Annotated in this window: 24 protein-coding genes; 15 read left to right on the forward strand and 9 right to left on the reverse strand. The window is 64.3% G+C overall.

The window, feature by feature from the left end:
- Window positions 1-143 precede the first annotated feature (143 nt).
- The gene (locus tag I6F20_RS20325) at window positions 144-608 is read left to right on the forward strand and encodes a winged helix-turn-helix transcriptional regulator (RefSeq protein ID WP_036031008.1); all 465 of its coding nucleotides are present in this window, start codon (window positions 144-146) and stop codon (window positions 606-608) included.
- Between the two features lie 24 nt (window positions 609-632).
- Here I6F20_RS20325 and I6F20_RS20330 read toward each other — a convergent pair whose 3' ends face one another.
- A complete protein-coding gene (locus tag I6F20_RS20330) occupies window positions 633-1007 on the reverse strand; it encodes a PRC-barrel domain-containing protein (protein WP_036003959.1) in 375 nt (124 codons plus the stop codon).
- A gap of 145 nt (window positions 1008-1152) precedes the next feature.
- Here I6F20_RS20330 and I6F20_RS20335 point away from each other — a divergent pair, with 145 nt between their 5' ends.
- From I6F20_RS20335 to I6F20_RS20360, 6 genes are all read left to right on the forward strand, one after another.
- On the forward strand, window positions 1153-2940 hold the full coding sequence (locus I6F20_RS20335) for a thiamine pyrophosphate-requiring protein (RefSeq protein ID WP_225127573.1): 1788 nt from the start codon (window positions 1153-1155) through the stop codon (window positions 2938-2940).
- An 8-nt stretch (window positions 2941-2948) separates the two neighbouring features.
- Window positions 2949-3176 carry a hypothetical protein gene (locus tag I6F20_RS20340; RefSeq protein ID WP_036003954.1) on the forward strand — a complete coding sequence of 76 codons (228 nt, stop codon included), beginning with the start codon at window positions 2949-2951 and terminating at the stop codon, window positions 3174-3176.
- Window positions 3177-3262: 86 nt separating this feature from the next.
- Window positions 3263-3817 (forward strand): DUF4142 domain-containing protein, encoded by a 555-nt coding sequence (locus I6F20_RS20345; RefSeq protein WP_225127574.1) that lies wholly within the window; start codon window positions 3263-3265, stop codon window positions 3815-3817.
- Window positions 3818-3976: 159 nt separating this feature from the next.
- The gene (locus I6F20_RS20350) at window positions 3977-4561 is read left to right on the forward strand and encodes a phosphatase PAP2 family protein (RefSeq protein WP_225127575.1); all 585 of its coding nucleotides are present in this window, start codon (window positions 3977-3979) and stop codon (window positions 4559-4561) included.
- Window positions 4558-4905, forward strand: coding sequence for a DUF3147 family protein (locus I6F20_RS20355; RefSeq protein WP_036030998.1), 348 nt, complete (start codon window positions 4558-4560; stop codon window positions 4903-4905). The genes I6F20_RS20350 and I6F20_RS20355 overlap by 4 nt, the downstream gene beginning before the upstream one ends.
- The gene (locus tag I6F20_RS20360) at window positions 4905-5393 is read left to right on the forward strand and encodes a DUF3147 family protein (protein ID WP_225127576.1); all 489 of its coding nucleotides are present in this window, start codon (window positions 4905-4907) and stop codon (window positions 5391-5393) included. The genes I6F20_RS20355 and I6F20_RS20360 overlap by 1 nt, the downstream gene beginning before the upstream one ends.
- Window positions 5394-5490: 97 nt before the next feature.
- Here the strand turns inward: I6F20_RS20360 and I6F20_RS20365 are convergent, their stop codons facing one another.
- Window positions 5491-5658, reverse strand: a complete 168-nt coding sequence (locus I6F20_RS20365; protein WP_167361644.1) for a hypothetical protein — start codon at window positions 5656-5658, stop codon at window positions 5491-5493.
- Between the two features lie 166 nt (window positions 5659-5824).
- On the opposite strand from I6F20_RS20365, the gene I6F20_RS20370 reads away from it, so the two are divergent.
- Window positions 5825-6070 (forward strand): hypothetical protein, encoded by a 246-nt coding sequence (locus I6F20_RS20370; RefSeq protein WP_036003940.1) that lies wholly within the window; start codon window positions 5825-5827, stop codon window positions 6068-6070.
- 146 nt (window positions 6071-6216) lie between these two features.
- Here I6F20_RS20370 and I6F20_RS20375 read toward each other — a convergent pair whose 3' ends face one another.
- The 3 genes from I6F20_RS20375 to I6F20_RS20380 all read right to left on the reverse strand — a co-directional run bounded on the left by I6F20_RS20375 (window position 6217) and on the right by I6F20_RS20380 (window position 6927).
- On the reverse strand, window positions 6217-6420 hold the full coding sequence (locus I6F20_RS20375) for a hypothetical protein (RefSeq protein ID WP_036003938.1): 204 nt from the start codon (window positions 6418-6420) through the stop codon (window positions 6217-6219).
- A gap of 71 nt (window positions 6421-6491) precedes the next feature.
- A complete protein-coding gene (locus tag I6F20_RS37970; RefSeq protein ID WP_260346296.1) occupies window positions 6492-6620 on the reverse strand; it encodes a hypothetical protein in 129 nt (42 codons plus the stop codon).
- 112 nt (window positions 6621-6732) lie between these two features.
- Entirely contained in the window at window positions 6733-6927 is a 195-nt protein-coding gene (locus I6F20_RS20380) for a hypothetical protein (protein WP_074447527.1), read from the reverse strand.
- Between the two features lie 95 nt (window positions 6928-7022).
- Here I6F20_RS20380 and I6F20_RS20385 point away from each other — a divergent pair, with 95 nt between their 5' ends.
- Window positions 7023-7535 (forward strand): DUF4142 domain-containing protein, encoded by a 513-nt coding sequence (locus I6F20_RS20385; RefSeq protein ID WP_225127577.1) that lies wholly within the window; start codon window positions 7023-7025, stop codon window positions 7533-7535.
- Between the two features lie 2 nt (window positions 7536-7537).
- Here the strand turns inward: I6F20_RS20385 and I6F20_RS20390 are convergent, their stop codons facing one another.
- Window positions 7538-7831, reverse strand: coding sequence for a hypothetical protein (locus tag I6F20_RS20390; protein ID WP_036030987.1), 294 nt, complete (start codon window positions 7829-7831; stop codon window positions 7538-7540).
- A gap of 284 nt (window positions 7832-8115) precedes the next feature.
- Between I6F20_RS20390 and I6F20_RS20395 the strand changes: the two genes are divergently transcribed.
- Both I6F20_RS20395 and I6F20_RS20400 read left to right on the forward strand, forming a co-directional pair.
- Window positions 8116-14409: a HAMP domain-containing protein gene (locus tag I6F20_RS20395; RefSeq protein WP_225127578.1), complete on the forward strand. Its 6294-nt coding sequence runs from the start codon at window positions 8116-8118 to the stop codon at window positions 14407-14409.
- Between the two features lie 13 nt (window positions 14410-14422).
- Window positions 14423-15910: an HWE histidine kinase domain-containing protein gene (locus I6F20_RS20400; protein ID WP_036003924.1), complete on the forward strand. Its 1488-nt coding sequence runs from the start codon at window positions 14423-14425 to the stop codon at window positions 15908-15910.
- Here the strand turns inward: I6F20_RS20400 and I6F20_RS20405 are convergent.
- On the reverse strand, window positions 15907-16128 hold the full coding sequence (locus tag I6F20_RS20405) for a hypothetical protein (RefSeq protein ID WP_036029983.1): 222 nt from the start codon (window positions 16126-16128) through the stop codon (window positions 15907-15909). The two genes, I6F20_RS20400 and I6F20_RS20405, sit on opposite strands and share 4 nt — an antisense overlap.
- Before the next feature lie 140 nt (window positions 16129-16268).
- Here I6F20_RS20405 and I6F20_RS20410 point away from each other — a divergent pair, with 140 nt between their 5' ends.
- Together I6F20_RS20410 and I6F20_RS20415 are read left to right on the forward strand one after the other, a co-directional pair.
- On the forward strand, window positions 16269-16526 hold the full coding sequence (locus I6F20_RS20410) for a hypothetical protein (protein ID WP_036029986.1): 258 nt from the start codon (window positions 16269-16271) through the stop codon (window positions 16524-16526).
- Between the two features lie 124 nt (window positions 16527-16650).
- Window positions 16651-16863, forward strand: a complete 213-nt coding sequence (locus I6F20_RS20415) for a hypothetical protein (protein WP_225127608.1) — start codon at window positions 16651-16653, stop codon at window positions 16861-16863.
- 96 nt (window positions 16864-16959) lie between these two features.
- Here the strand turns inward: I6F20_RS20415 and I6F20_RS20420 are convergent, their stop codons facing one another.
- Window positions 16960-17181, reverse strand: a complete 222-nt coding sequence (locus I6F20_RS20420; protein WP_225127579.1) for a hypothetical protein — start codon at window positions 17179-17181, stop codon at window positions 16960-16962.
- Window positions 17182-17296: 115 nt separating this feature from the next.
- Here I6F20_RS20420 and I6F20_RS20425 point away from each other — a divergent pair, with 115 nt between their 5' ends.
- Window positions 17297-17491, forward strand: a complete 195-nt coding sequence (locus I6F20_RS20425) for a DUF3072 domain-containing protein (protein WP_225127580.1) — start codon at window positions 17297-17299, stop codon at window positions 17489-17491.
- A gap of 90 nt (window positions 17492-17581) precedes the next feature.
- A complete protein-coding gene (locus tag I6F20_RS20430; protein ID WP_036003905.1) occupies window positions 17582-17899 on the forward strand; it encodes a DUF6496 domain-containing protein in 318 nt (105 codons plus the stop codon).
- 6 nt (window positions 17900-17905) lie between these two features.
- Here I6F20_RS20430 and I6F20_RS20435 read toward each other — a convergent pair whose 3' ends face one another.
- The gene (locus I6F20_RS20435; RefSeq protein ID WP_036003965.1) at window positions 17906-18268 is read right to left on the reverse strand and encodes a hypothetical protein; all 363 of its coding nucleotides are present in this window, start codon (window positions 18266-18268) and stop codon (window positions 17906-17908) included.
- Between the last annotated feature and the right edge of the window lie 229 nt (window positions 18269-18497).

Below are 18497 nucleotides of genomic sequence, written 5' to 3' on the forward strand. Positions count from 1 at the left end.
GCGCGCGGCATTTATGTGCCGGAGGCTATAGTTCAAAAATAGAACTGTCAAACTGAGTGGCTGAGTGTTAGCTTCCAGTGAAAATCTCTCTGATCGATCAACTTAGTTCCTTTTTCAGACTGACGACTTGCAGGAACTGCATCATGAAATGGGACACGCTGGAGGAAGAGCCCTGCTCGCTCGCGCGCACCGTCGCCGCGATTGGCGACCGCTGGACGCTGCTGATCCTGCGCGAGTGCTTCCTGCGGGTACGGCGGTTCGAAGCGTTTCAGTCCTCGCTGCAGATCACACGCCATCTGCTCTCGGAGCGGCTGAAGAAGCTGGTCCGCTTCGGCATCCTGCGCCGCGTCCCCTATTCCGAGGCACCGAAGCGCTACGAATACATCCTCACCCAGAAGGGGCTCGACCTCTACCCGATCATCATGGCGATGGTGCATTGGGGCGACGCCCATATGGGCGACGAGCGCGGCCGCCCGCTGCTGCACGAGCACAAGAGCTGCGGCAAGCTGTTCGATCCCGTAATGGTGTGCTCGGAATGCGGCGAGGTGCTGCATGCCAAGCAGGTGCATGTGCATGCGGGCCCGGGGCGGAGAGAAGCGGCGGAGTGAGTGAGACGCCGCGCCTCTCAAAGCTCAAGCGAAGGGAACACCGTAATAGGAGTTGATGCCGCGCACGGCGGCGTCGTCGCTCCAGTTCCAGTCGGTCTTCTCACCGTATTTCGGCGCGCCTTCGAGATCCTTGGCGGTGATCGCAGTCACGTAACCGCCGAGCTCGGTGTCGTACTTCAGAGATTGCCAGGGCAACGGATAGTGATCATTGCCGAGGCCGAGAAAGCCGCCGAAACCAAGCACCGCATATGAGACCTTGCCGCTGATCTTGTCGATCATGACCCGTTCGATTGAACCGATCTTGTTGCGATCGGCACCGTAGACCGCGGTTCCCTCGACCTTGTCGCTTCCGATCAGCCGGCCCATCTCGTTACGGTCCAGTTCGCTCTGATTGAGCATCGTTATTCTCCACTCGGCTATTTGTGAATCAACCGAAAGGGGTGCGTGATCGTTCCGGCGCGTGTTCCGGAAATGCTTGGGAACATCGCCACAAAGAACCGGTTCTCTGAGGCTATCGAGGCCGCAACAGAGAAAGCCGCCCGCAATGTCCCAGACCGTCTCCGACTTCATCATTCAGCGCCTGCACCAATGGGGCGTGCGCCACATCTTTGGCTATCCCGGCGACGGCATCAACGGCGTGTTCGGTGCGATGAACCGGGCGGGCGGCAACATCGGCTTCGTGCAGGCGCGGCACGAGGAGATGGCGGCATTCATGGCCACCGCTTACGCAAAATTCTCAGGTCAGCTCGGCGTCTGCATTGCGACCTCCGGTCCCGGCGCCTCGCATCTCGTCACCGGGCTGTACGATGCGCTGCTCGATCACCAGCCGGTGCTGGCGATCGTCGGCCAGCAGTCGCGCAACGCCCTCGGCGGTCAATATCAGCAGGAACTCGACCTCCTCTCGATGTTCAAGGACGTCGCGGGCGCCTATGTCATGCAGGCCTCCTCGCCTGCGCAGGTGCGACACCTGATTGATCGGTCGGTGCGGATCGCACTGGCGCGGCGGACTCCCACCGTCATCATCTTGCCCAACGACTTGCAGGAGGAGAATTACGAGGACCCGCCCCGTGCGCACGGCACGCTGCATTCCGGCGTCGGGTACAGCCCACCTAAAGTCGTCCCTCGTGATGCCGATCTCGACCGCGCCGCGGAGATCCTCAATGCCGGCAAGAAGGTCGCGATGCTCGTCGGCGCCGGAGCGCTCGGTGCAACCGACGAAGTCATCGCGGTCGCCGACCGGCTGTCGGCCGGCTGCGCCAAGGCGCTGCTGGGCAAGGCGGCGCTACCCGACGACCTGCCATGGGTCACCGGCTCGATCGGCCTGCTCGGCACCGAGCCCAGCTACAACATGATGATGGAATGCGACACGCTGCTGATGGTGGGCTCGGCCTTTCCTTACGCCGAATTCCTGCCGAAGGAAGGCAGCGCGCGCGGCGTCCAGATCGACATCGACGCCGGCATGATGTCGATCCGCTTTCCCATGGAGGTCGGCCTCATCGGAGATGCCGCCGAGACGCTGCGCGCATTGCTGCCGCGGCTGAAGCCCAAGAGCGACGGCGCCTGGCGCCAGGGCATTCAGGACGACGTTGCGACCTGGTGGAAGACTTTGGATGGCCGCGCGCATCAGCCCGCCGCGCCAGTTAATCCGCAGCTCGTCGCCTGGGAACTGTCGCCGCGCCTGCCCGACCGCGCCATCATCACCAGCGATTCCGGCTCCTGCGCCAACTGGTTCGCCCGCGACCTGAAGATGCGGCGCGGCATGACGGCCTCGCTTTCCGGCGGGCTCGCCTCGATGGGTGCTGCTGTGCCTTACGCGCTCGCGGCCAAATACGCCCATCCGGACCGCCCCGTGATTGCACTCGTCGGGGACGGCGCCATGCAGATGAACAACATGGCCGAGCTGATCACCGCGGCGAAGTACTGGCGCGACTGGAACGACCCGCGCTTCATCGTCTGCGTCTTCAACAACGAGGACCTCAACCAAGTCACCTGGGAGCAACGCATCATCAACGGTGATCCCAAGTTCGAGGCGTCACAGCGCATTCCCGACGTCTCCTATTCGCGCTTCGCCGAACTGATCGGCCTGCGCGGCATCTTCGTCGACAGCCCACAGCTGCTCGGCTCGGCCTGGGAACAGGCGCTAACAAGCGAGATGCCCGTCGTGCTGGAAGTGAAAACCGATCCCGAGGTGCCGCCGCTGCCGCCGCACATCACCTTGCAGCAGGCGAAGAACTTCTCGCTCGCCCTGATGAAGGGCGACCCGAACGAGAGCGGGATGATCAAGGGAGCAGCGCGGCAGGTGCTGGAATCGATCCTGCCAGGAAAGCAATGAGGCGAGCCATGAGTGATTTCCGCGACATCCGGCACGGCGTCAACGATCCGGTCGACGGTCTCGACGTCAAGCGCCGGATCAGTGACAACCCCACCTCCCACGAGCAGGCGCAGCACCACGCGGACGTACGGGCCGACGCGACCGCCACGGCGGCCGAACCGTTCCTGCCCGAACGGCTTCGACGCAAGCCGACAGATCCCATCAATCCGCGCACCGGACGGAATCGCGCGGATTAGCCGTTAGGAACCTCGGCCCCGGCGGCGTGTTGGTCGCCGCACGTCGCCGGCAAGCGGCCACGCGACCTTTTCGGAAGGATTTGACCATGAAACGCACAATCATCGCTCTTGCCTGCATGATTCTCGCAGGCCCTGCCGTCGCCCAGTCGCTGGGCGAAAAGACCGGCGTGAATTCGGCGCTCGGCGTTGCGCCTGCGACCGCGGACTTCGTGACGCAGGTCGCGATCAGCGACATGTTTGAGATCGAATCGAGCAAGCTCGCCCAGCAGAAGGGCAACGCGGAAGAGAAAGCCTTCGCGCAGCAGATGATCACCGATCACACCAAGACGAGCAACGAGCTCAAGGGACTGGTCGGCAATGGCAAGGTGCAGGCCAAGCTGCCGACGGCGCTCGACAGCTCGCATCAGAGCAAGATCGACAAGCTCAAGAATGCGAGCGGCAAGGATTTCAGCTCGGACTACAATTCCTATCAGGTCAGCGCGCATGAAGATGCCGTGTCGCTGTTCGAGCGCTACGCCAAGGGCGGCGACAATGCCGAGCTCAAGGATTGGGCCGGCAAGACGCTCCCGGCGTTGAAGCACCACCTCGAGATGGCCAAGAACCTCGGCAGGGCGCCAAGCGTCGGCCAATCCAGCAAGTAACGCATTGCTGAAAGGACGCCGGCCCTCCGGCGTCCTTCCTGACGCGCGATGAGAACGTCATCGCGCTGCCGCTGGGCGGTGCCTGCCGGTTGAGCCAGGAACCTTCTTTGTTTCCAGGCTTTACAAAATTGTCATGGAGGAACAGTCGCCGACGGACCGATGGCCCTTGTAACAGTCAAACCCACCCGGATCGACACGGCGGTCGCCAACGAGATCGCGCACAATACCAACTCGGGGCTCGAGCATGCCGCCCAGGCCATGACCTGGGGCGCCGACGAGCATGTCCTGGTTGCGCTCGCGGCAGCAGGATGGCTCTACACCCGCTTCCGGCACCCGCAGCAGCGCCCCGTTGCTGATCATGTCCTGATCGTGTCGCTGGCGACGGCCGTGTTACCGCATGTCTTGAAATCCGTGTTCGATCAGACGAGGCCCGACCGGCTGACGGTGAGCGGCCATGGGCGCGGTGTTCCCTTTTCGGGACGCGCGCACGATGCATTTCCCTCAGGTCACGCCGTGCATATGGGCGCCCTTGCCTCGGCCGCAGGCCTGTTGCCGCCGGTCCCGCGCAACCTGGCGCGCTCCTTTGCGGTGGCGCTGTCCCTGACGCGCGTCGCGCTGCTCGCGCACTGGGCCAGCGATGTCGTGGCAGGTTTCATGCTGGGCATCGTTGTCGAGCGCCTGTTCCGGCCGTTCACGATGGCGAAGTCACGGCAGCGGCAGCGCAAGGCCGGGGGACAGCCATGACTGAATATCTCGTGCGCTTCGTCGCCGGCGGCCTGATCGTATCCGTCTTCGCGATCCTCGGTGACATGCTGCGGCCGAAGAGCTTTGCCGGGCTGCTCGGCGCCGCACCGTCGGTGGCGCTTGCCACCCTCGCCATCGCAGTGGTCCAGCACGGCCCGCAATATGCTGCGGCCCAGAGCTGGACGATGATATATGGCGCCGTCGCACTCGCCTGCTACAGCGTCGTCGTCTGCCACCTCCTGATGAGGTTCCGTTTCGGCGCGCTTCCAGCCACGATCCTCGCCTTTGCCGCATGGCTCGTTGTCGCCTTCGGCCTGCTCGCCGGCCTGGGAGGTGCCGCCTGATGCTGGTGAAGCTATCGACATCGGCGCTGAAACAGACGCGGTGGTACGAGTACGCCATTCGCTTCGTGCTCGGCGGCGGTGCGACGGTGCTCGCGGGCGTTATCGGCTCGAAGTTCGGCCCGTCCGTCGGCGGGCTCTTTCTTGCTCTTCCGGCCATCTTCTGCGCCAGCGCGACGCTGATCGAAAGCCACGAGCGTCACGCCAAGGAGAAGGCCGGCCTGAGCGGGCGGCGTCGCGGACAGAAGGCCGCGGCGCTCGATGCTGCCGGCGCCGCGCTCGGTAGCATCGGCCTCGCCGCGTTCGCCGCTATCTTCCATTTAATCGTCGGGGCAAGCGTCGCGCTCGCTTTTTTCGCCGCGCTGACGGTCTGGGCCATCGTGTCCGTGTCGGCCTGGTGGCTCAGACGCAAGCTTCGCAGTGTCTCCCACAAATCGCGCCGATCAGGCCATTCGCCGTCGGCAACGGGCTCTCGCTTCGCAGAGCCTTAAAGCGCGATGAGATTTGGATGAATCGTCATCGCGCTTTAGATTGTTGTTTACGCATGATCTTTGCGGAAAACCCCTTCGCACTTTTTCGGATCATGCCCTAGCTCGCTTTCGCTCCCGTCGAAGGCTGCGATTGCGGCGGCTGGAGGCCCGGGCTGTTGGCCCAGCGCTCGACCTCATCGATGATCTTCTGCTGGCTTGGCCGCACCGGCTCGGGCGCTGCGGGTTCTTCGGAAAGCTTGCGAGGTAACCTGACTTCGTCCGTCATGGTCTTCTCCCTTCCGGAACAATGCCTTACGGCGGCATGCGTTTCAATAAATTATTGATTTTATTTGATTTCCTGCTCCCTTGCAGACTTCGTCGGCTTTCGCGGAACTCTCATCAAGTAGGTTCGTTGAGTAAGCTACTCAACCTACTCAATTTGCGTGATCGCCATGAACGACCTTCGCGCCGAGCGCCTTCAGGTCATGCTCTCGCCGGAAGAGTTGGCCGCCATTGACGATTTCCGGTTCAAGCACCGCATGCCGACGCGGGCGGCAGCAGTCCGCGAACTCCTGAAGTTCGGACTGGCCGCTGTGGGCGTCGATGCCGCTGCGGGCGTGAAGTCAAGCAGCTTCGGCGTATTCGGCCGCGGGCCTGAAGGACATACTCAGGGGGATCCGGAGAGCGGCGCCGAATGACGCACGGAAAGCCCCCACCAAAAGCAAACGACCCCGGCACGGTGGGTGCCAGGGCCGTCCTTGGAGATTGCTTCCGGCGCACCGGGGGCATGACTGCCGGAAGCAATCCGTCGACACTTCCCGCGGAAATTCGTTCCTGGTGAGAGCTAGCCCGTGGCGTCGCTCGAGCCGTCCGGCATGGCGCCGGAACCCGGCGTCTTGATGTTGTCGTTCAGCTTGGGATCGCGCGTCGCTTCACGCGAGGGGGAGCCTTTCGGATCCGCCTTGTGCACGGATTGCGCACGTTCCTTGTCGCGGGGCTGCACCTCCCCACGCTTGTCCTTGACGATGCCTTGGTCGGAATGGGCCATGATGCGCTCTCGCTTCTGCTGATGTGTCGGAGCGCTTACGCATAGCGGCGTCAAATGTTCCGCTGCGGCAATCAGCTGCGCACGGCGTGGACGGGAGATGCGCTCTCGAGATGCACCTGTCGCACCGTGGTCACCGTCGCGAACGCGACGGAGACGCCAAAGGCGAGAATGAGGGAGAGAAGAGCCAGACGCGGAGCCATCGCCAAACCTCCTTCTGCAATTGGAAATCTCCGCGATCGACGTTCCCGGATGATCCCAAATCAGTTGTGCGCCTTCCTTGAGCGGTCTCACATGCAGATTTTGAAGACGAGCTCACCCGTTCCGCTTTGGAGCTGCATGGACGGGAACGGGCGAAATTTCGCCGTCGAGCCAATCCTGCTCGTTGGCGAGTGCCGTCCAGGCGTCGGCCATGCGCGAATAGCGCTTATGGGCGGGCTGTCCGTCAGCGCGCTCGGCAAGCTGAAGACAATTGTCAGCGTTGTCTCTGAAGACATCAGACTGTTTCATATAGAGGACGTGGGGACGGAACTCTTGCGCCGCAACCCGCTTACCGGATCGTAATGGTCGGGGAACTTTCGCACGCGGTTCGTCATTGAAGATCGATGCGAGTTGTCGCCGCAATCATTCTGGCATTGATCAGCACCTCGGCGCTTGCCGACAGCCTTGGCGAACGAAAGCCCGGCGCACGGGTGCCCTCCGCGATCGAGGTGATCAGCGGTGCCTACAATTTCAGCCGGTTTCAACAGGGGCTGCTCGAGAACACCGACCTCAAGGGCAACGCCGAGGTCAAGAACCTCGCCGCCCTGCGCGCCGAGGAAGCGGCTAAGCGCGACAAGAGGCTGAAAGAGGTCCAGCAGGCGATCGGCGCCGAACTGCAGCTCGGCAGGGCAACATCCTCGAGCGCGAGCCTCGTCGAGCCCGAAATGTCGGATGGTCCGGCCTATGTCAGAAGTTTCTATGCCGCGCAGATTCCCGAGTATGAATCGATCATCGGCCTGCTCGAGCGCTATCTGACGGCGCCCGACAATGCGGCGCTCGCAGCGTTCGCGCGCGAACAGCTTCCGCTGCTGCGCGCGCAGGTCAGGGACGCCGAGCGCACCATGGCGGACAAATAACTCTACTTGGCATTCGGATGTTGCTGGCTCTGCGGCCGCACGGTGCGGTCGCTCTCCGGCATCTTGTCGCGACCCGCATCGCCGTTGTCGTCCTTGCCGCCGGACGATGACGTGCCGCTTCCGCTTGGATTCGAGCGGGTGGCCGCTCCGGTGGTCGGCGTGTCCGCCTGCGGGTTAGCGGAGCTTGCGGCGGGGTCGCCCGTCACGGAGCCGCGCCCGCTTGGCGCACCGCCCTGCGCCAGAGCCGACCCCGCGGCAAGCGCCGTGATGGCGATGGCGAAAATTGCTGCCTTCATGTCCGTTCTCCCTGTCTGCGCTGGCTAACCGTCAGGCTCGGCGCTCCGTTCCGAAGGAGGGCTGCGGACGACGGACGCATGGACAACCCGCACTTGCGGGCCTTTTTCCTTCTGAGGCCATGGAACCAAACCGGCCGGACCGCCGTTAGTGTGGTTGGGCTGAGCAAAGCGGGTTCCAATTCCTGGCGCCGTACGTTGGCGCTTGATTTCGAATTTGGCTGACGCTCTTATTTCGTCGAACGCGTCTTGCCTCAGATTCGGCCGACGCCTGCGGGGGAAACAGTATGAGCGACCTCGATTCCGGAACTGCATCACGCTCCGGTCGTCGCGTCCCAAAGCCAAAAATCAACGGTACGTCCGAGCCGGATTCCCGAGCGGAGCTGCTGCTCGCCCTCCAGGCGATGCGCAGCGGTGACTTTTCGGTGCGCATGAGCGGCGACTATCTCGGTATCGACGGCAAGATCGCCGACACTTTTAACGAAATTATCGCCGCCAACCAGCGCATGGCACAGCAGCTCGAGCTGGTGGGCCAGGTGGTGGGACGCGAAGGCAAGACCCGCCAGCGCGTGAAGTTCGGCCTCGCCTCCGGCTCCTGGGCCGACATGGAAGGCTCCGTCAACACGCTGATCGACGACCTGTTGTGGCCGACCCGCGAGGTGACGCGTGCGGTCGCCGCTGTGGCGCAAGGCGACCTGCTGCAGACCGTCAAGCTCGACGTCGACGGCCGTCCGCTCCGCGGCGAGTTCTTGCAGTCGGCGACGATCGTCAACACCATGATCAAGCAGCTCGGCGTGTTCACCTCGGAGGTGACGCGCGTGGCGCGCGAGGTCGGCACCGAAGGCAAGCTCGGCGGCCAGGCCCAGGTGCCGGAGGTGACCGGCGTCTGGAAGGACCTCACCGAGAGCGTCAACTCGATGGCGAACAACCTGACCAACCAGGTTCGCAACATCGCCGAGGTGACGATCGCGGTCGCCAATGGCGACCTCTCCAAGAAGATCACGGTCGACGTCCGCGGCGAGATCCTCCAGCTCAAGGAAGCCATCAATACGATGGTGGACCAGCTGCGCTCCTTCGCCTCCGAAGTGACGCGCGTGGCGCGCGAGGTCGGCACCGACGGCAAGCTCGGCGGCCAGGCCATCGTGCCCGGCGTCGCCGGCACCTGGAAGGACCTGACCGACTCCGTCAACGCGATGTGCGGCAACCTGACCGCACAGGTCCGCAACATCGCCAACGTCACCACCGCCGTGGCGCGCGGCGACCTCTCGCGCAAGATCACCGTGGACGTGCGCGGCGAGATCCTGGAGCTGAAGGACACCATCAACACCATGGTGGACCAGCTCAACTCGTTCGCCTCGGAAGTCACGCGCGTCGCGCGCGAGGTGGGCACCGAGGGCAAGCTCGGCGGCCAGGCCCAGGTGCCGGGCGTCGCCGGCACCTGGAAGGACCTCACCGACAACGTCAACTTCATGGCCTCCAACCTGACCGCGCAGGTCCGCAACATCGCCGACGTCGCGACCGCCATCGCGAGCGGCGACTTGTCGAAGAAGATCACGGTGAACGTCTCGGGCGAGATCCTTCAGCTGAAGGAAACGCTCAACACCATGGTCGACCAGCTCAACGCCTTCGCCGGCGAAGTGACGCGCGTCGCCCGCGAGGTCGGCACCGAGGGCCGGCTCGGCGGCCAGGCCAACGTGCTCGGCGTCGCCGGCACCTGGAAGGACCTCACCGAGAGCGTCAACTCGATGGCCTCGAACCTGACCGCGCAGGTCCGCAACATCGCCGAGGTGACCACCGCAGTCGCCGGCGGCGACCTCTCGAAGAAGATCACCGTGGACGTGCGCGGCGAGATCCTCGAGCTGAAGGACACCATCAACACGATGGTGGACCAGCTCAACGCCTTCGCCGGCGAAGTCACGCGCGTGGCGCGCGAGGTCGGCACCGAAGGCAAGCTCGGCGGTCAGGCGGTGGTGCGCGGCGTCGGCGGCACGTGGAAGGACCTCACCGACAGCGTCAACTCGATGGCCTCGAACCTCACGGGCCAGGTACGCAACATCGCCGAGGTCGCAACCGCGGTGGCGAAGGGCGACTTGTCCAAGAAGATCACGGTGAACGTCTCGGGCGAAATCCTTCAGCTGAAGGAAACGCTCAACACCATGGTCGACCAGCTCAACGCCTTCGCCGGCGAAGTCACGCGCGTGGCGCGCGAGGTCGGCACCGACGGCAAGCTCGGCGGCCAGGCCGACGTGCCCGGCGTCGCCGGCACCTGGAAGGACTTGACCGACTCCGTGAACTCGATGGCGGGCAACCTCACCGCGCAGGTCCGCAACATCGCGGAAGTTGCCACCGCCATCGCCGGCGGCGACCTGTCGCGCAAGATCACCGTGGACGTGCGCGGCGAGATCCTTCAGCTCAAGGACACGCTGAACACCATGGTCGACCAGCTCAACCGCTTCGCGGGCGAGGTGACGCGCGTGGCGCGCGAGGTCGGCACCGAAGGCCGCCTCGGCGGTCAGGCCAACGTCCCCGGCGTCGCCGGCACCTGGAAGGATCTCACCGACAGCGTCAACTCGATGGCGGGTAACCTCACCGCCCAGGTCCGCAATATCGCCGAGGTGACGACCGCGGTGGCGCGCGGCGACCTCTCGCGCAAGATCACCGTCGACGTGAAGGGCGAAATCCTCGAGCTGAAGAACACCATCAACACCATGGTGGATCAGCTCAACGGCTTTGCCGGCGAAGTCACGCGCGTGGCGCGAGAGGTCGGCACCGAAGGCAAGCTCGGCGGCCAGGCCGAGGTGCCCGGCGTCGCCGGCACCTGGAAGGACCTCACCGACAACGTCAACTTCATGGCCTCCAACCTGACGGCGCAGGTCCGCAACATCGCCGAGGTCGCAACCGCGATCGCCGGCGGCGACCTGTCGAAGAAGATCACGGTGGACGTACGCGGCGAGATCCTTCTCCTGAAGGACACGCTGAACACCATGGTCGAGCAGCTCCGCTCCTTCGCCGCCGAAGTCACGCGCGTGGCGCGCGAGGTCGGCACCGAGGGCCGGCTCGGCGGTCAGGCCGTGGTGCCCGGCGTCGGCGGCACCTGGAAGGATCTCACGGACAACGTCAACCTCTTGGCTGCGAACCTCACCACCCAGGTCCGCAACATCGCCGAAGTCACCACGGCGGTCGCGCGCGGCGACCTCTCGCGCAAGATCACCGTCGACGTGAAGGGCGAAATCCTGGAGCTGAAGAACACCATCAACACCATGGTGGACCAGCTCAACGCCTTCGCCGGCGAAGTGACGCGCGTCGCGCGCGAGGTGGGCACGGAAGGAAAGCTGGGCGGCCAGGCGCAAGTGCCCGGCGTCGCCGGCACGTGGAAGGATCTCACCGACACCGTCAACTTCATGGCGGCGAACCTGACCGAGCAGGTCCGCGGCATCGTCAAGGTGGTGACCGCGGTCGCCAATGGCGATCTGAAGCAGAACCTCACGGTGAAATCGAAGGGCGAGGTCGCAGCGCTCGCCGACACCATCAACAACATGACCGAGACGCTCGCGACCTTCGCCGATCAGGTGACGTCGGTGGCGCGCGAGGTCGGCGTCGAAGGCCGGCTCGGCGGCCAGGCCAACGTGCCCGGCGCTGCCGGCACCTGGAAGGATCTCACCGGCAACGTCAACCTGCTCGCGGCCAACCTGACCTCGCAGGTGCGCGCGATCGCGGAAGTCGCAACTGCGGTGACCAAGGGCGACCTGACGCGGTCAATCCAGGTCGACGCCCGCGGCGAAGTGGCGGAGCTGAAGGACAACATCAACACGATGATCACCAACCTCCGTCTCACGACGGACGTGAATACCGAGCAGGACTGGCTCAAGACCAACCTCGCCAAGTTCACCAACATGCTCCAGGGACAGCGCGATCTCACCACGGTCGGCCGATTGCTGCTCACCGAATTGTCGCCGCTGGTGAACGCCCATACGGGCGTGATCTACCAGGTCGAGAACGAGAACGATCCCCAGCTCCTGCTGCTCGCCTCCTACGCCAGCGACGGCGTCTACCCCTATCAGCCGGTGCTGCAGTTCGGCGAAGGCCTGATCGGCCAATGCGCCTTCGACAAGCGGCCGCGCGTCGTCTCCGACATTCCCTCGGACGTGGTGCCGATCAACTCGGCGCTGTTCCGCGTCGCCCCGAAGAACCTCGTCGTGCTGCCGGTGCTGTTCGAGGGCCAGGTCAAGGCCGTGATCGAGCTCGCCTCGCTGGTCTCCTTCACGACCTCGCAGATGACTTTCCTGGAGCAGCTCACCGACTCCATCGGCATCGTGCTCAATTCGATCGAGGCCACGATGCAGACCGAAGGCCTGCTCAAGCAGTCGCAGCAGCTCGCCGGCGAGCTGCAGACCCAGCAGCGCGAATTGCAGCAGACCAACGACCAGCTCGAGCAGAAGGCGCAGCAGCTCGCCGAGCGCAACGTCGAGGTCGAACGCAAGAACCAGGAAATCGAGCAGGCCCGCCGCGCGCTCGAGGAGAAGGCGACCGAGCTCGCGCTGACGTCGAAGTACAAGTCCGAATTCCTCGCCAATATGAGCCACGAGCTGCGTACGCCGCTGAACTCGATCCTGATCCTCGGACAGCAGCTCAGCGACAATCCCGATGGCAACCTCTCGGCCAAGCAGGTCGAGTTCGCCCGCACCATCCATGGTGCCGGCACCGACCTGCTCAACCTCATCAGCGACATTCTCGATCTCTCCAAGATCGAGTCCGGCACCGTGACGGTCGACGCCGAGGAAATCCTGACCGCGAACCTGCTCGAGACCGTCGGCCGGCCGTTCCGGCACGAGGCGGACAACCGCAACCTGTCGTTCAAGATCGACGTCGATCCGAACCTGCCGCGCAGCATCGTGACCGACTCCAAGCGGCTGCAACAGGTTCTGAAGAATCTGCTCTCCAACGCCTTCAAGTTCACCGCCGACGGGGAAGTGCGCCTGAAAGTCGCCGGCGCAATCGGCGGCTGGGGGTCGGATCATCCGGTGCTGAACTCGGCGCCGGCCGTGATCGCCTTCGAAGTGTCCGACACCGGCATCGGCATTCCCCTGGAGAAGCAGAAGCTGATCTTCGAGGCGTTCCAGCAGGCCGATGCCGGCACCAGCCGCAAATATGGCGGCACCGGCCTCGGCCTTGCGATCAGCCGCGAGCTTGCCAGCCTGCTCGGCGGCGAGATCCACCTGCGCAGCGCGCCGGGCAAGGGCTCGACCTTCACGCTCTATCTGCCCTTGAAATATTCCGGCCCGACCCTCGCGCCGCGGGCGCCGGCGTCACAGCAATACGGCCAGCCGCCGGCGCTGCAGCCTGCCGCGCCTGACCAGCAGCGCGTTATCGAGCAGCTGCCCGACGACCGCCTCAACCTCGAGCCCGGCGACACCATTCTCCTGATCGTCGAGGACGACCCGCATTATGCCCGCGTGCTGGTCGATCTGGCCCGCGACAAGGGCTTCAAGGTCCTGGTCGCCGCGCGCGGCGCCGAGGCCCTCGAGCTCGCCAAGCAATACCAGCCGACGGCCGTCTCCCTCGACGTGTTCCTGCCCGACATGCTGGGCTGGACCGTGCTGAGCCAGCTCAAGCACAATCCGCTCACCCGCCACATCCCGGTTCAGATCATCACGCTCGACGAGGACCGCCAGCATGCGCTGGCGCGCGGCGCCTTCTCCTTCGTCAACAAGCCGACGACGACCGAGGGCGTCTCGGCCGCGCTGACGCAGATCAAGGAATATGCGCGGCCGCGGCGCAAGCGACTCTTGATCGTCGAGGACAACGAGGCCGAGCGGCTCTCGATCCGCGAGCTGCTGCACCACGACGACATCGAGATCCTGGCCACGGATACCGGGGCCGGTGCGCTCACGACGTTGCGCGAGCAACCCTGCGATTGCGTGGTGCTCGACCTCAGGCTGCCCGACATGAGCGGCTTCGAGGTGCTCGATCAGATCCGCAACGACGAGGCGCTGTCGAACATCCCCGTCGTGGTGTTCACCGGCCGCGAGCTCTCGGCCGAGGAGGATGCGGAACTCCACACCATGGCACGCAGCATCGTGGTCAAGGGCGTGGAATCGCCCGAGCGCCTGCTCGACGAGACCGCGTTGTTCCTGCACCGCGTGATCACGGAGTTGCCGCTCGAGAAGCAGCGCATGCTGGAGAAGCTGAACAGTTCCGACGAGGACCTGATCGGCAAGACCGCCCTGCTCGTCGACGACGATGCCCGCAATATCTTCGCGCTCTCGAGCGTGCTGGAACGACGCGGCATGAAGGTGCTGACGGCCACGACCGGCAGCGAGGCGGTGACCTTGGTCGAATCCAATCCGGAGATCGCGATCGTGCTGATGGACATCATGATGCCGCAGATGGATGGCTACCAGACCATCGGCGTGATCCGCGAGAACCCGGCCTTCGCCCGTCTGCCGATCATCGCGTTGACCGCCAAGGCGATGAAGGGCGACCGGGAGAAATGCCTCGAAGCCGGCGCGTCCGACTACCTCGCCAAACCGGTCAACACCGACCAATTGCTGCTTGCGATCCGCATGTGGCTGCATCGCTGAGTTGGACACGCGCATGGACCAGGAAAAGGTCAACATCCTGCTCGTCGACGACCAGCCGGCCAAGCTGCTCGCCTATGAGGTGATCCTGAAGGATCTCGGCGAGAACCTCGTGATCGCCTCCTCGGGCCGCGAGGCGTTGGAGGTGCTGCTCAAGACCGAGATCGCGGTGATCCTGGTCGACGTCTGCATGCCCGAGCTCGACGGCTTTGAGCTCGCCGCGATGATCCGCGAGCATCCGCGTTTCCAGAAGACCGCCATGATCTTCATCTCGGCGATCCAGGTCAGCGACATCGACCGGCTGCGCGGCTACGAGATGGGCGCGGTCGATTACGTGCCGGTTCCGGTCGTGCCGGAGGTACTGCGCGCCAAGATCAAGGTGTTTGCCGAGCTCTACCGCAAGACGCGCGAGCTCGAACGGCTGAACCACGAGCTCGAGGATCGCGTCCGCGCCCGCACCGCGGAACTGGAGGCTTCCACCGCGAAGCTGCGCGAGAGCGAGCAGCGGCGCAGCATGGCGATCGCGGCAGGCAAGATGGGGTCCTGGGACTGGGACTGGATCAGCGGCGATTGGATGTGGGACGAGGGGCAATACAATATCTTCGGCGTCAGCCCCGACAATTTCGAGATCAATCCGGCCAACGTTCAGGCCCTGCTGCACCCCGACGACGTCGACCAGTTGCGCAAGGCGATCGCCGAGTTCAACAAGGGCACACGCGCCTATGAGACGGAGTTCCGCATCATCCGGCCCGACGGCGAGGTGCGCTGGTGCGTCGGCACGGCGGCCGCAACCACGGACGAGAGCGGGCGCGTGGTGCGCGTCAGCGGCGTGACCGTCGACATCACCGAGCGCAAGCGCGCCGAGGAGCGGCAGAACCTGCTGGCGCGGGAAGTCGATCATCGCGCGAAGAACGCGCTGGCGCTGGCGCAGTCGATCGTGCGCCTCACCCGGGCCGACGAGGTCAAGGCCTATGTCAACGCCGTCGAGGGGCGCATCAATGCGCTGGCGCGCGTGCACACCATCCTGTCGCTGTCGAGCTGGCAAGGCGCCGAGCTCTCCAGGCTGATCGACGAGGAGCTTGCGCCCTACTCGCTGGGCGACCAGATCAAATTGGCAGGGCCCGAAGTTCAGTTGCTGCCGGCGACGGCCCAGACGCTGGCGCTCGCACTGCACGAGCTCTTTACTAACTCGGCAAAGTACGGCGCGCTATCCACGCGAGCGGGGCGGCTCGCGATCGATTGGCAGGTCGACGAGGAGCTGCTCACGCTGAGCTGGGAGGAATCCGGCGGTCCCCTGGTCAAGACCCCGAAATCGCGCGGCTTCGGCACGCGAAGCCTGCTTGCGAGCATCGAGTCCCAGCTTGGCGGACAGGCGCAGTTCGATTGGCGCGCCGAGGGCCTGCTGTGCCGTCTTGAGGTGCCGTTGACACGCAAGACCGCGGCGGCTGCACCAAGCAAGTTCGACACCGCCGGCGCTGCCGAATTGCAACGCGCATCCGGTTAACCTGACGCTGCGCTGCTCATGCGCTGCGCCGTGCGCGGTTCGCGCGCGACGCGCCCCTCGAGCCAGGCTTCCGTTCGGGCGAGATCGCGCAGCGCCCTCGCGTAGCGGCGGGCCGCGCTCCGCTCCGCGCCAAGCGGAAGCTTGCGCGCCTTGCGCAGGATGTCCGCGGCCGCGTTGCGATAGGCCAGCGAGCGGTAAAGAAAGACGACCTTACCCATATCGATGTTCCCGTTTTGCTGGCGCCCATCTTGGCAAGCCCGGCATGAACGCCGGATGAAACGGGCGGTAACAATTCCTTCAGCGGAACGGAACCCGGCGATCACATGCGCGTTGGCGTGGCAGTTCGGGATGCCGTCCCATGCGCACCAAGAAGTCGTCTGAGCTGATCTCTGCCAGCGGCCTTATCAAGCTGATGACGCATGCAATGATGGGCGCAGCGCTCGGCCTCATTTTCAGCCTCACGCTCGTCCTGTCCAATCCAGCCGTCGCCAACCTGCTGAACAATGGCGGAAGCCAGGCCGCGATGGTCTTCGCCCTCACCTTGGTGACGACCTTCGCGATCGGCGCGACGCTCACCGGCGCCGTGTTCATCCTGGCCGAGGACAAGCAAACTTGAAGCGTGGGTGACGCACGGAAGATACTTCGCCGGGAACTCCCTGCCGCGACGCGCGGTTGTGCCTGCGTCAATTTAACTCAGGGAGTTTCCCCGCACGAAGACGACCAAGCTCGCTCTCGCCGTAATATTGGCAACCGGCCTTGCCGCCGCGCCGTTTGCCGCCCAGGCCAAATCGCACAAGGCCAAGCATGGATCCTCGATGTCGTCGGCACAGACCACCGGCGCCAACACCAAGTCCTCCAAGGGCGCTGATCCGTCCGGCCAAGGCGGCGCCGGTCCCGGCTCTGATCAGGGCGGCACCATGACCAACAAGGGCGGCATGACCGACACCAAATAGGCGCTCCCTGGAATCATGAAGGGCTCCGCATTGCGGAGCCCTTTGTCTTCTATCTTTGATTCGGCACTCGGCCTTCAGTATCCGGCGCCAAGGATCTCAGCGGCGCTCGGCTGCGCGCGCGGAGTTGCCGCCTGTCTTCACGGCACGAAGCCGCACCCGGTCGCGGACGTTCGGCAGTACGTCGCTGCCGCCGGCAGCCTCCCATTCGGCGATCAAGAGATTGATCTTCCGGCGCAGGTCCATCTGCGCCAGGGCCCTTTCCGTGCAGTCGTGATCGCGCTCGACGAGGTCGCGCACCGACGCCTCGACGTCGGCCATCTCGAGCCTCAAGGCTCTGATTTTACGTCGAATTTCATTGATTCTGTTGTCCATGCCTTGTTAGAACAAAATAAGAACATATAGTCAAGTCACGATTTCAGGACGGAGACTCCAGATGCAGGTTCAAGGTAAATACGACGCCAGATTTTTCCTGGGCGAGCAGATGACGCGGGCGCAGGGTCTCAAGCTGAAGCGGCTCAGCGAAGAGGCCTACCAGCCCGGCCAATATGCGCGGGATCTGTCCTTCAGCGAGGCCGCCCGGCGCATCCAGGTGCTGGAAGCGGAGATCAAGCTGGCAAACTCCTTCTAGAGCATCGCATCGCGCTTTAGGCATGCGCCGTTCCACGCTCCCGGAACCATGGCTGTGCAGAATGGTTCTCCCCGCCGAGGGAGAATATGCATGGCACGCAAGGCAAAAAAGCGCCGCTACTCACGCAGCTCGGGAAGCGATGTCGCCACCGAGATGCGGCGTTACAAGAAGGGCACCGCGAAGAGCGGCCGTGGCGGGCGCGGCGGCCGCGTCAAGAACCGCAAGCAGGCCATCGCGATCGGACTGTCGAAGGCACGCAAGAAGGGCAAGAAGGTCCCGAAGAAGGCTTCGAAGCGCAAGAGCGCCAAGAAGACGTCCAAGAAAGCATCCAAGAAAACGTCCGGGACGTCGTCCAAGAAATCGTCGAACAAGAAATCATCGAAGCGCAAATCCAAGCGGTCGCGCTGACCCGCCTCAGATCATGCTCCCCGGCATGAAGCAGCGGATCGAAATCCCGAACGCAGTCTTGACCGGCCACACCATCGTGCGGCCGGCCCGGTTGGGCTCGGTGATGACGGCCTCATCCGGCACATCGATCCACTGTCCGTCGATGCGGACACGGTAGCGCCCGTTGTGCGACTCCCAGTCGAGATCGGCAAGGGCGAAACCGTCCGCGTCCGAGCAGCACGGACCGAGATGGCTGCGCAAACTGTCGAACCATGGCTTCAGAGGAGAATTCGCGTAGCGGCCGTCGTCGCGCCCGAGCGCGTTTCCCCCCGAGAGCACCAATGGCGCCACGAGCAGCGCACTCCTGAGCGAGAGCTTCAATCGATCCATGTCGGCACCGATCACTTGTGAACCACCGGCGAGTTCCACAAAGCGCCGGGAGGCTCGAAGTTCCACGCTTGCAACCCCTCTCAGCGGCGACGTTGGCGCAGAGCACCGAGGCGCCCTGCGAGTGTGATCAGCGAACACGGCTTTTTCGGACGCACCAGGTCATCATCCCTGCCGTTAACGAGAATGTGACCGGCCTGGTGCGGACGTGACGTGTGTGCAAAAGGCGGCC

It is taken from the genome of Bradyrhizobium sp. IC3123, assembly GCF_020193625.1.
GTDB lineage: Bacteria > Pseudomonadota > Alphaproteobacteria > Rhizobiales > Xanthobacteraceae > Bradyrhizobium > Bradyrhizobium yuanmingense.

Excerpts from the sequence above, each read along its gene's own strand:
- I6F20_RS20345 (WP_225127574.1), top strand. The coding sequence starts at position 3,263 with ATGAAACGCACAATCATCGCTCTTGCCTGCATGATTCTCGCAGGCCCT.
- I6F20_RS20360 (WP_225127576.1), top strand. The coding sequence starts at position 4,905 with ATGCTGGTGAAGCTATCGACATCGGCGCTGAAACAGACGCGGTGGTAC.
- I6F20_RS20375 (WP_036003938.1), bottom strand. The coding sequence starts at position 6,420 with ATGGCCCATTCCGACCAAGGCATCGTCAAGGACAAGCGTGGGGAGGTG.
- I6F20_RS20325 (WP_036031008.1), top strand. The coding sequence starts at position 144 with ATGAAATGGGACACGCTGGAGGAAGAGCCCTGCTCGCTCGCGCGCACC.
- I6F20_RS37970 (WP_260346296.1), bottom strand. The coding sequence starts at position 6,620 with ATGGCTCCGCGTCTGGCTCTTCTCTCCCTCATTCTCGCCTTTGGCGTC.
- I6F20_RS20330 (WP_036003959.1), bottom strand. The coding sequence starts at position 1,007 with ATGCTCAATCAGAGCGAACTGGACCGTAACGAGATGGGCCGGCTGATC.
- I6F20_RS20385 (WP_225127577.1), top strand. The coding sequence starts at position 7,023 with ATGCGAGTTGTCGCCGCAATCATTCTGGCATTGATCAGCACCTCGGCG.
- I6F20_RS20425 (WP_225127580.1), top strand. The coding sequence starts at position 17,297 with ATGCAGGTTCAAGGTAAATACGACGCCAGATTTTTCCTGGGCGAGCAG.
- I6F20_RS20410 (WP_036029986.1), top strand. The coding sequence starts at position 16,269 with ATGCGCACCAAGAAGTCGTCTGAGCTGATCTCTGCCAGCGGCCTTATC.
- I6F20_RS20340 (WP_036003954.1), top strand. The coding sequence starts at position 2,949 with ATGAGTGATTTCCGCGACATCCGGCACGGCGTCAACGATCCGGTCGAC.
- I6F20_RS20365 (WP_167361644.1), bottom strand. The coding sequence starts at position 5,658 with ATGACGGACGAAGTCAGGTTACCTCGCAAGCTTTCCGAAGAACCCGCA.
- I6F20_RS20435 (WP_036003965.1), bottom strand. The coding sequence starts at position 18,268 with ATGGATCGATTGAAGCTCTCGCTCAGGAGTGCGCTGCTCGTGGCGCCA.
- I6F20_RS20370 (WP_036003940.1), top strand. The coding sequence starts at position 5,825 with ATGAACGACCTTCGCGCCGAGCGCCTTCAGGTCATGCTCTCGCCGGAA.
- I6F20_RS20420 (WP_225127579.1), bottom strand. The coding sequence starts at position 17,181 with ATGGCCGACGTCGAGGCGTCGGTGCGCGACCTCGTCGAGCGCGATCAC.
- I6F20_RS20335 (WP_225127573.1), top strand. The coding sequence starts at position 1,153 with ATGTCCCAGACCGTCTCCGACTTCATCATTCAGCGCCTGCACCAATGG.
- I6F20_RS20400 (WP_036003924.1), top strand. The coding sequence starts at position 14,423 with ATGGACCAGGAAAAGGTCAACATCCTGCTCGTCGACGACCAGCCGGCC.
- I6F20_RS20430 (WP_036003905.1), top strand. The coding sequence starts at position 17,582 with ATGGCACGCAAGGCAAAAAAGCGCCGCTACTCACGCAGCTCGGGAAGC.
- I6F20_RS20355 (WP_036030998.1), top strand. The coding sequence starts at position 4,558 with ATGACTGAATATCTCGTGCGCTTCGTCGCCGGCGGCCTGATCGTATCC.
- I6F20_RS20405 (WP_036029983.1), bottom strand. The coding sequence starts at position 16,128 with ATGGGTAAGGTCGTCTTTCTTTACCGCTCGCTGGCCTATCGCAACGCG.
- I6F20_RS20350 (WP_225127575.1), top strand. The coding sequence starts at position 3,977 with ATGGCCCTTGTAACAGTCAAACCCACCCGGATCGACACGGCGGTCGCC.
- I6F20_RS20395 (WP_225127578.1), top strand. The coding sequence starts at position 8,116 with ATGAGCGACCTCGATTCCGGAACTGCATCACGCTCCGGTCGTCGCGTC.
- I6F20_RS20380 (WP_074447527.1), bottom strand. The coding sequence starts at position 6,927 with ATGAAACAGTCTGATGTCTTCAGAGACAACGCTGACAATTGTCTTCAG.
- I6F20_RS20390 (WP_036030987.1), bottom strand. The coding sequence starts at position 7,831 with ATGAAGGCAGCAATTTTCGCCATCGCCATCACGGCGCTTGCCGCGGGG.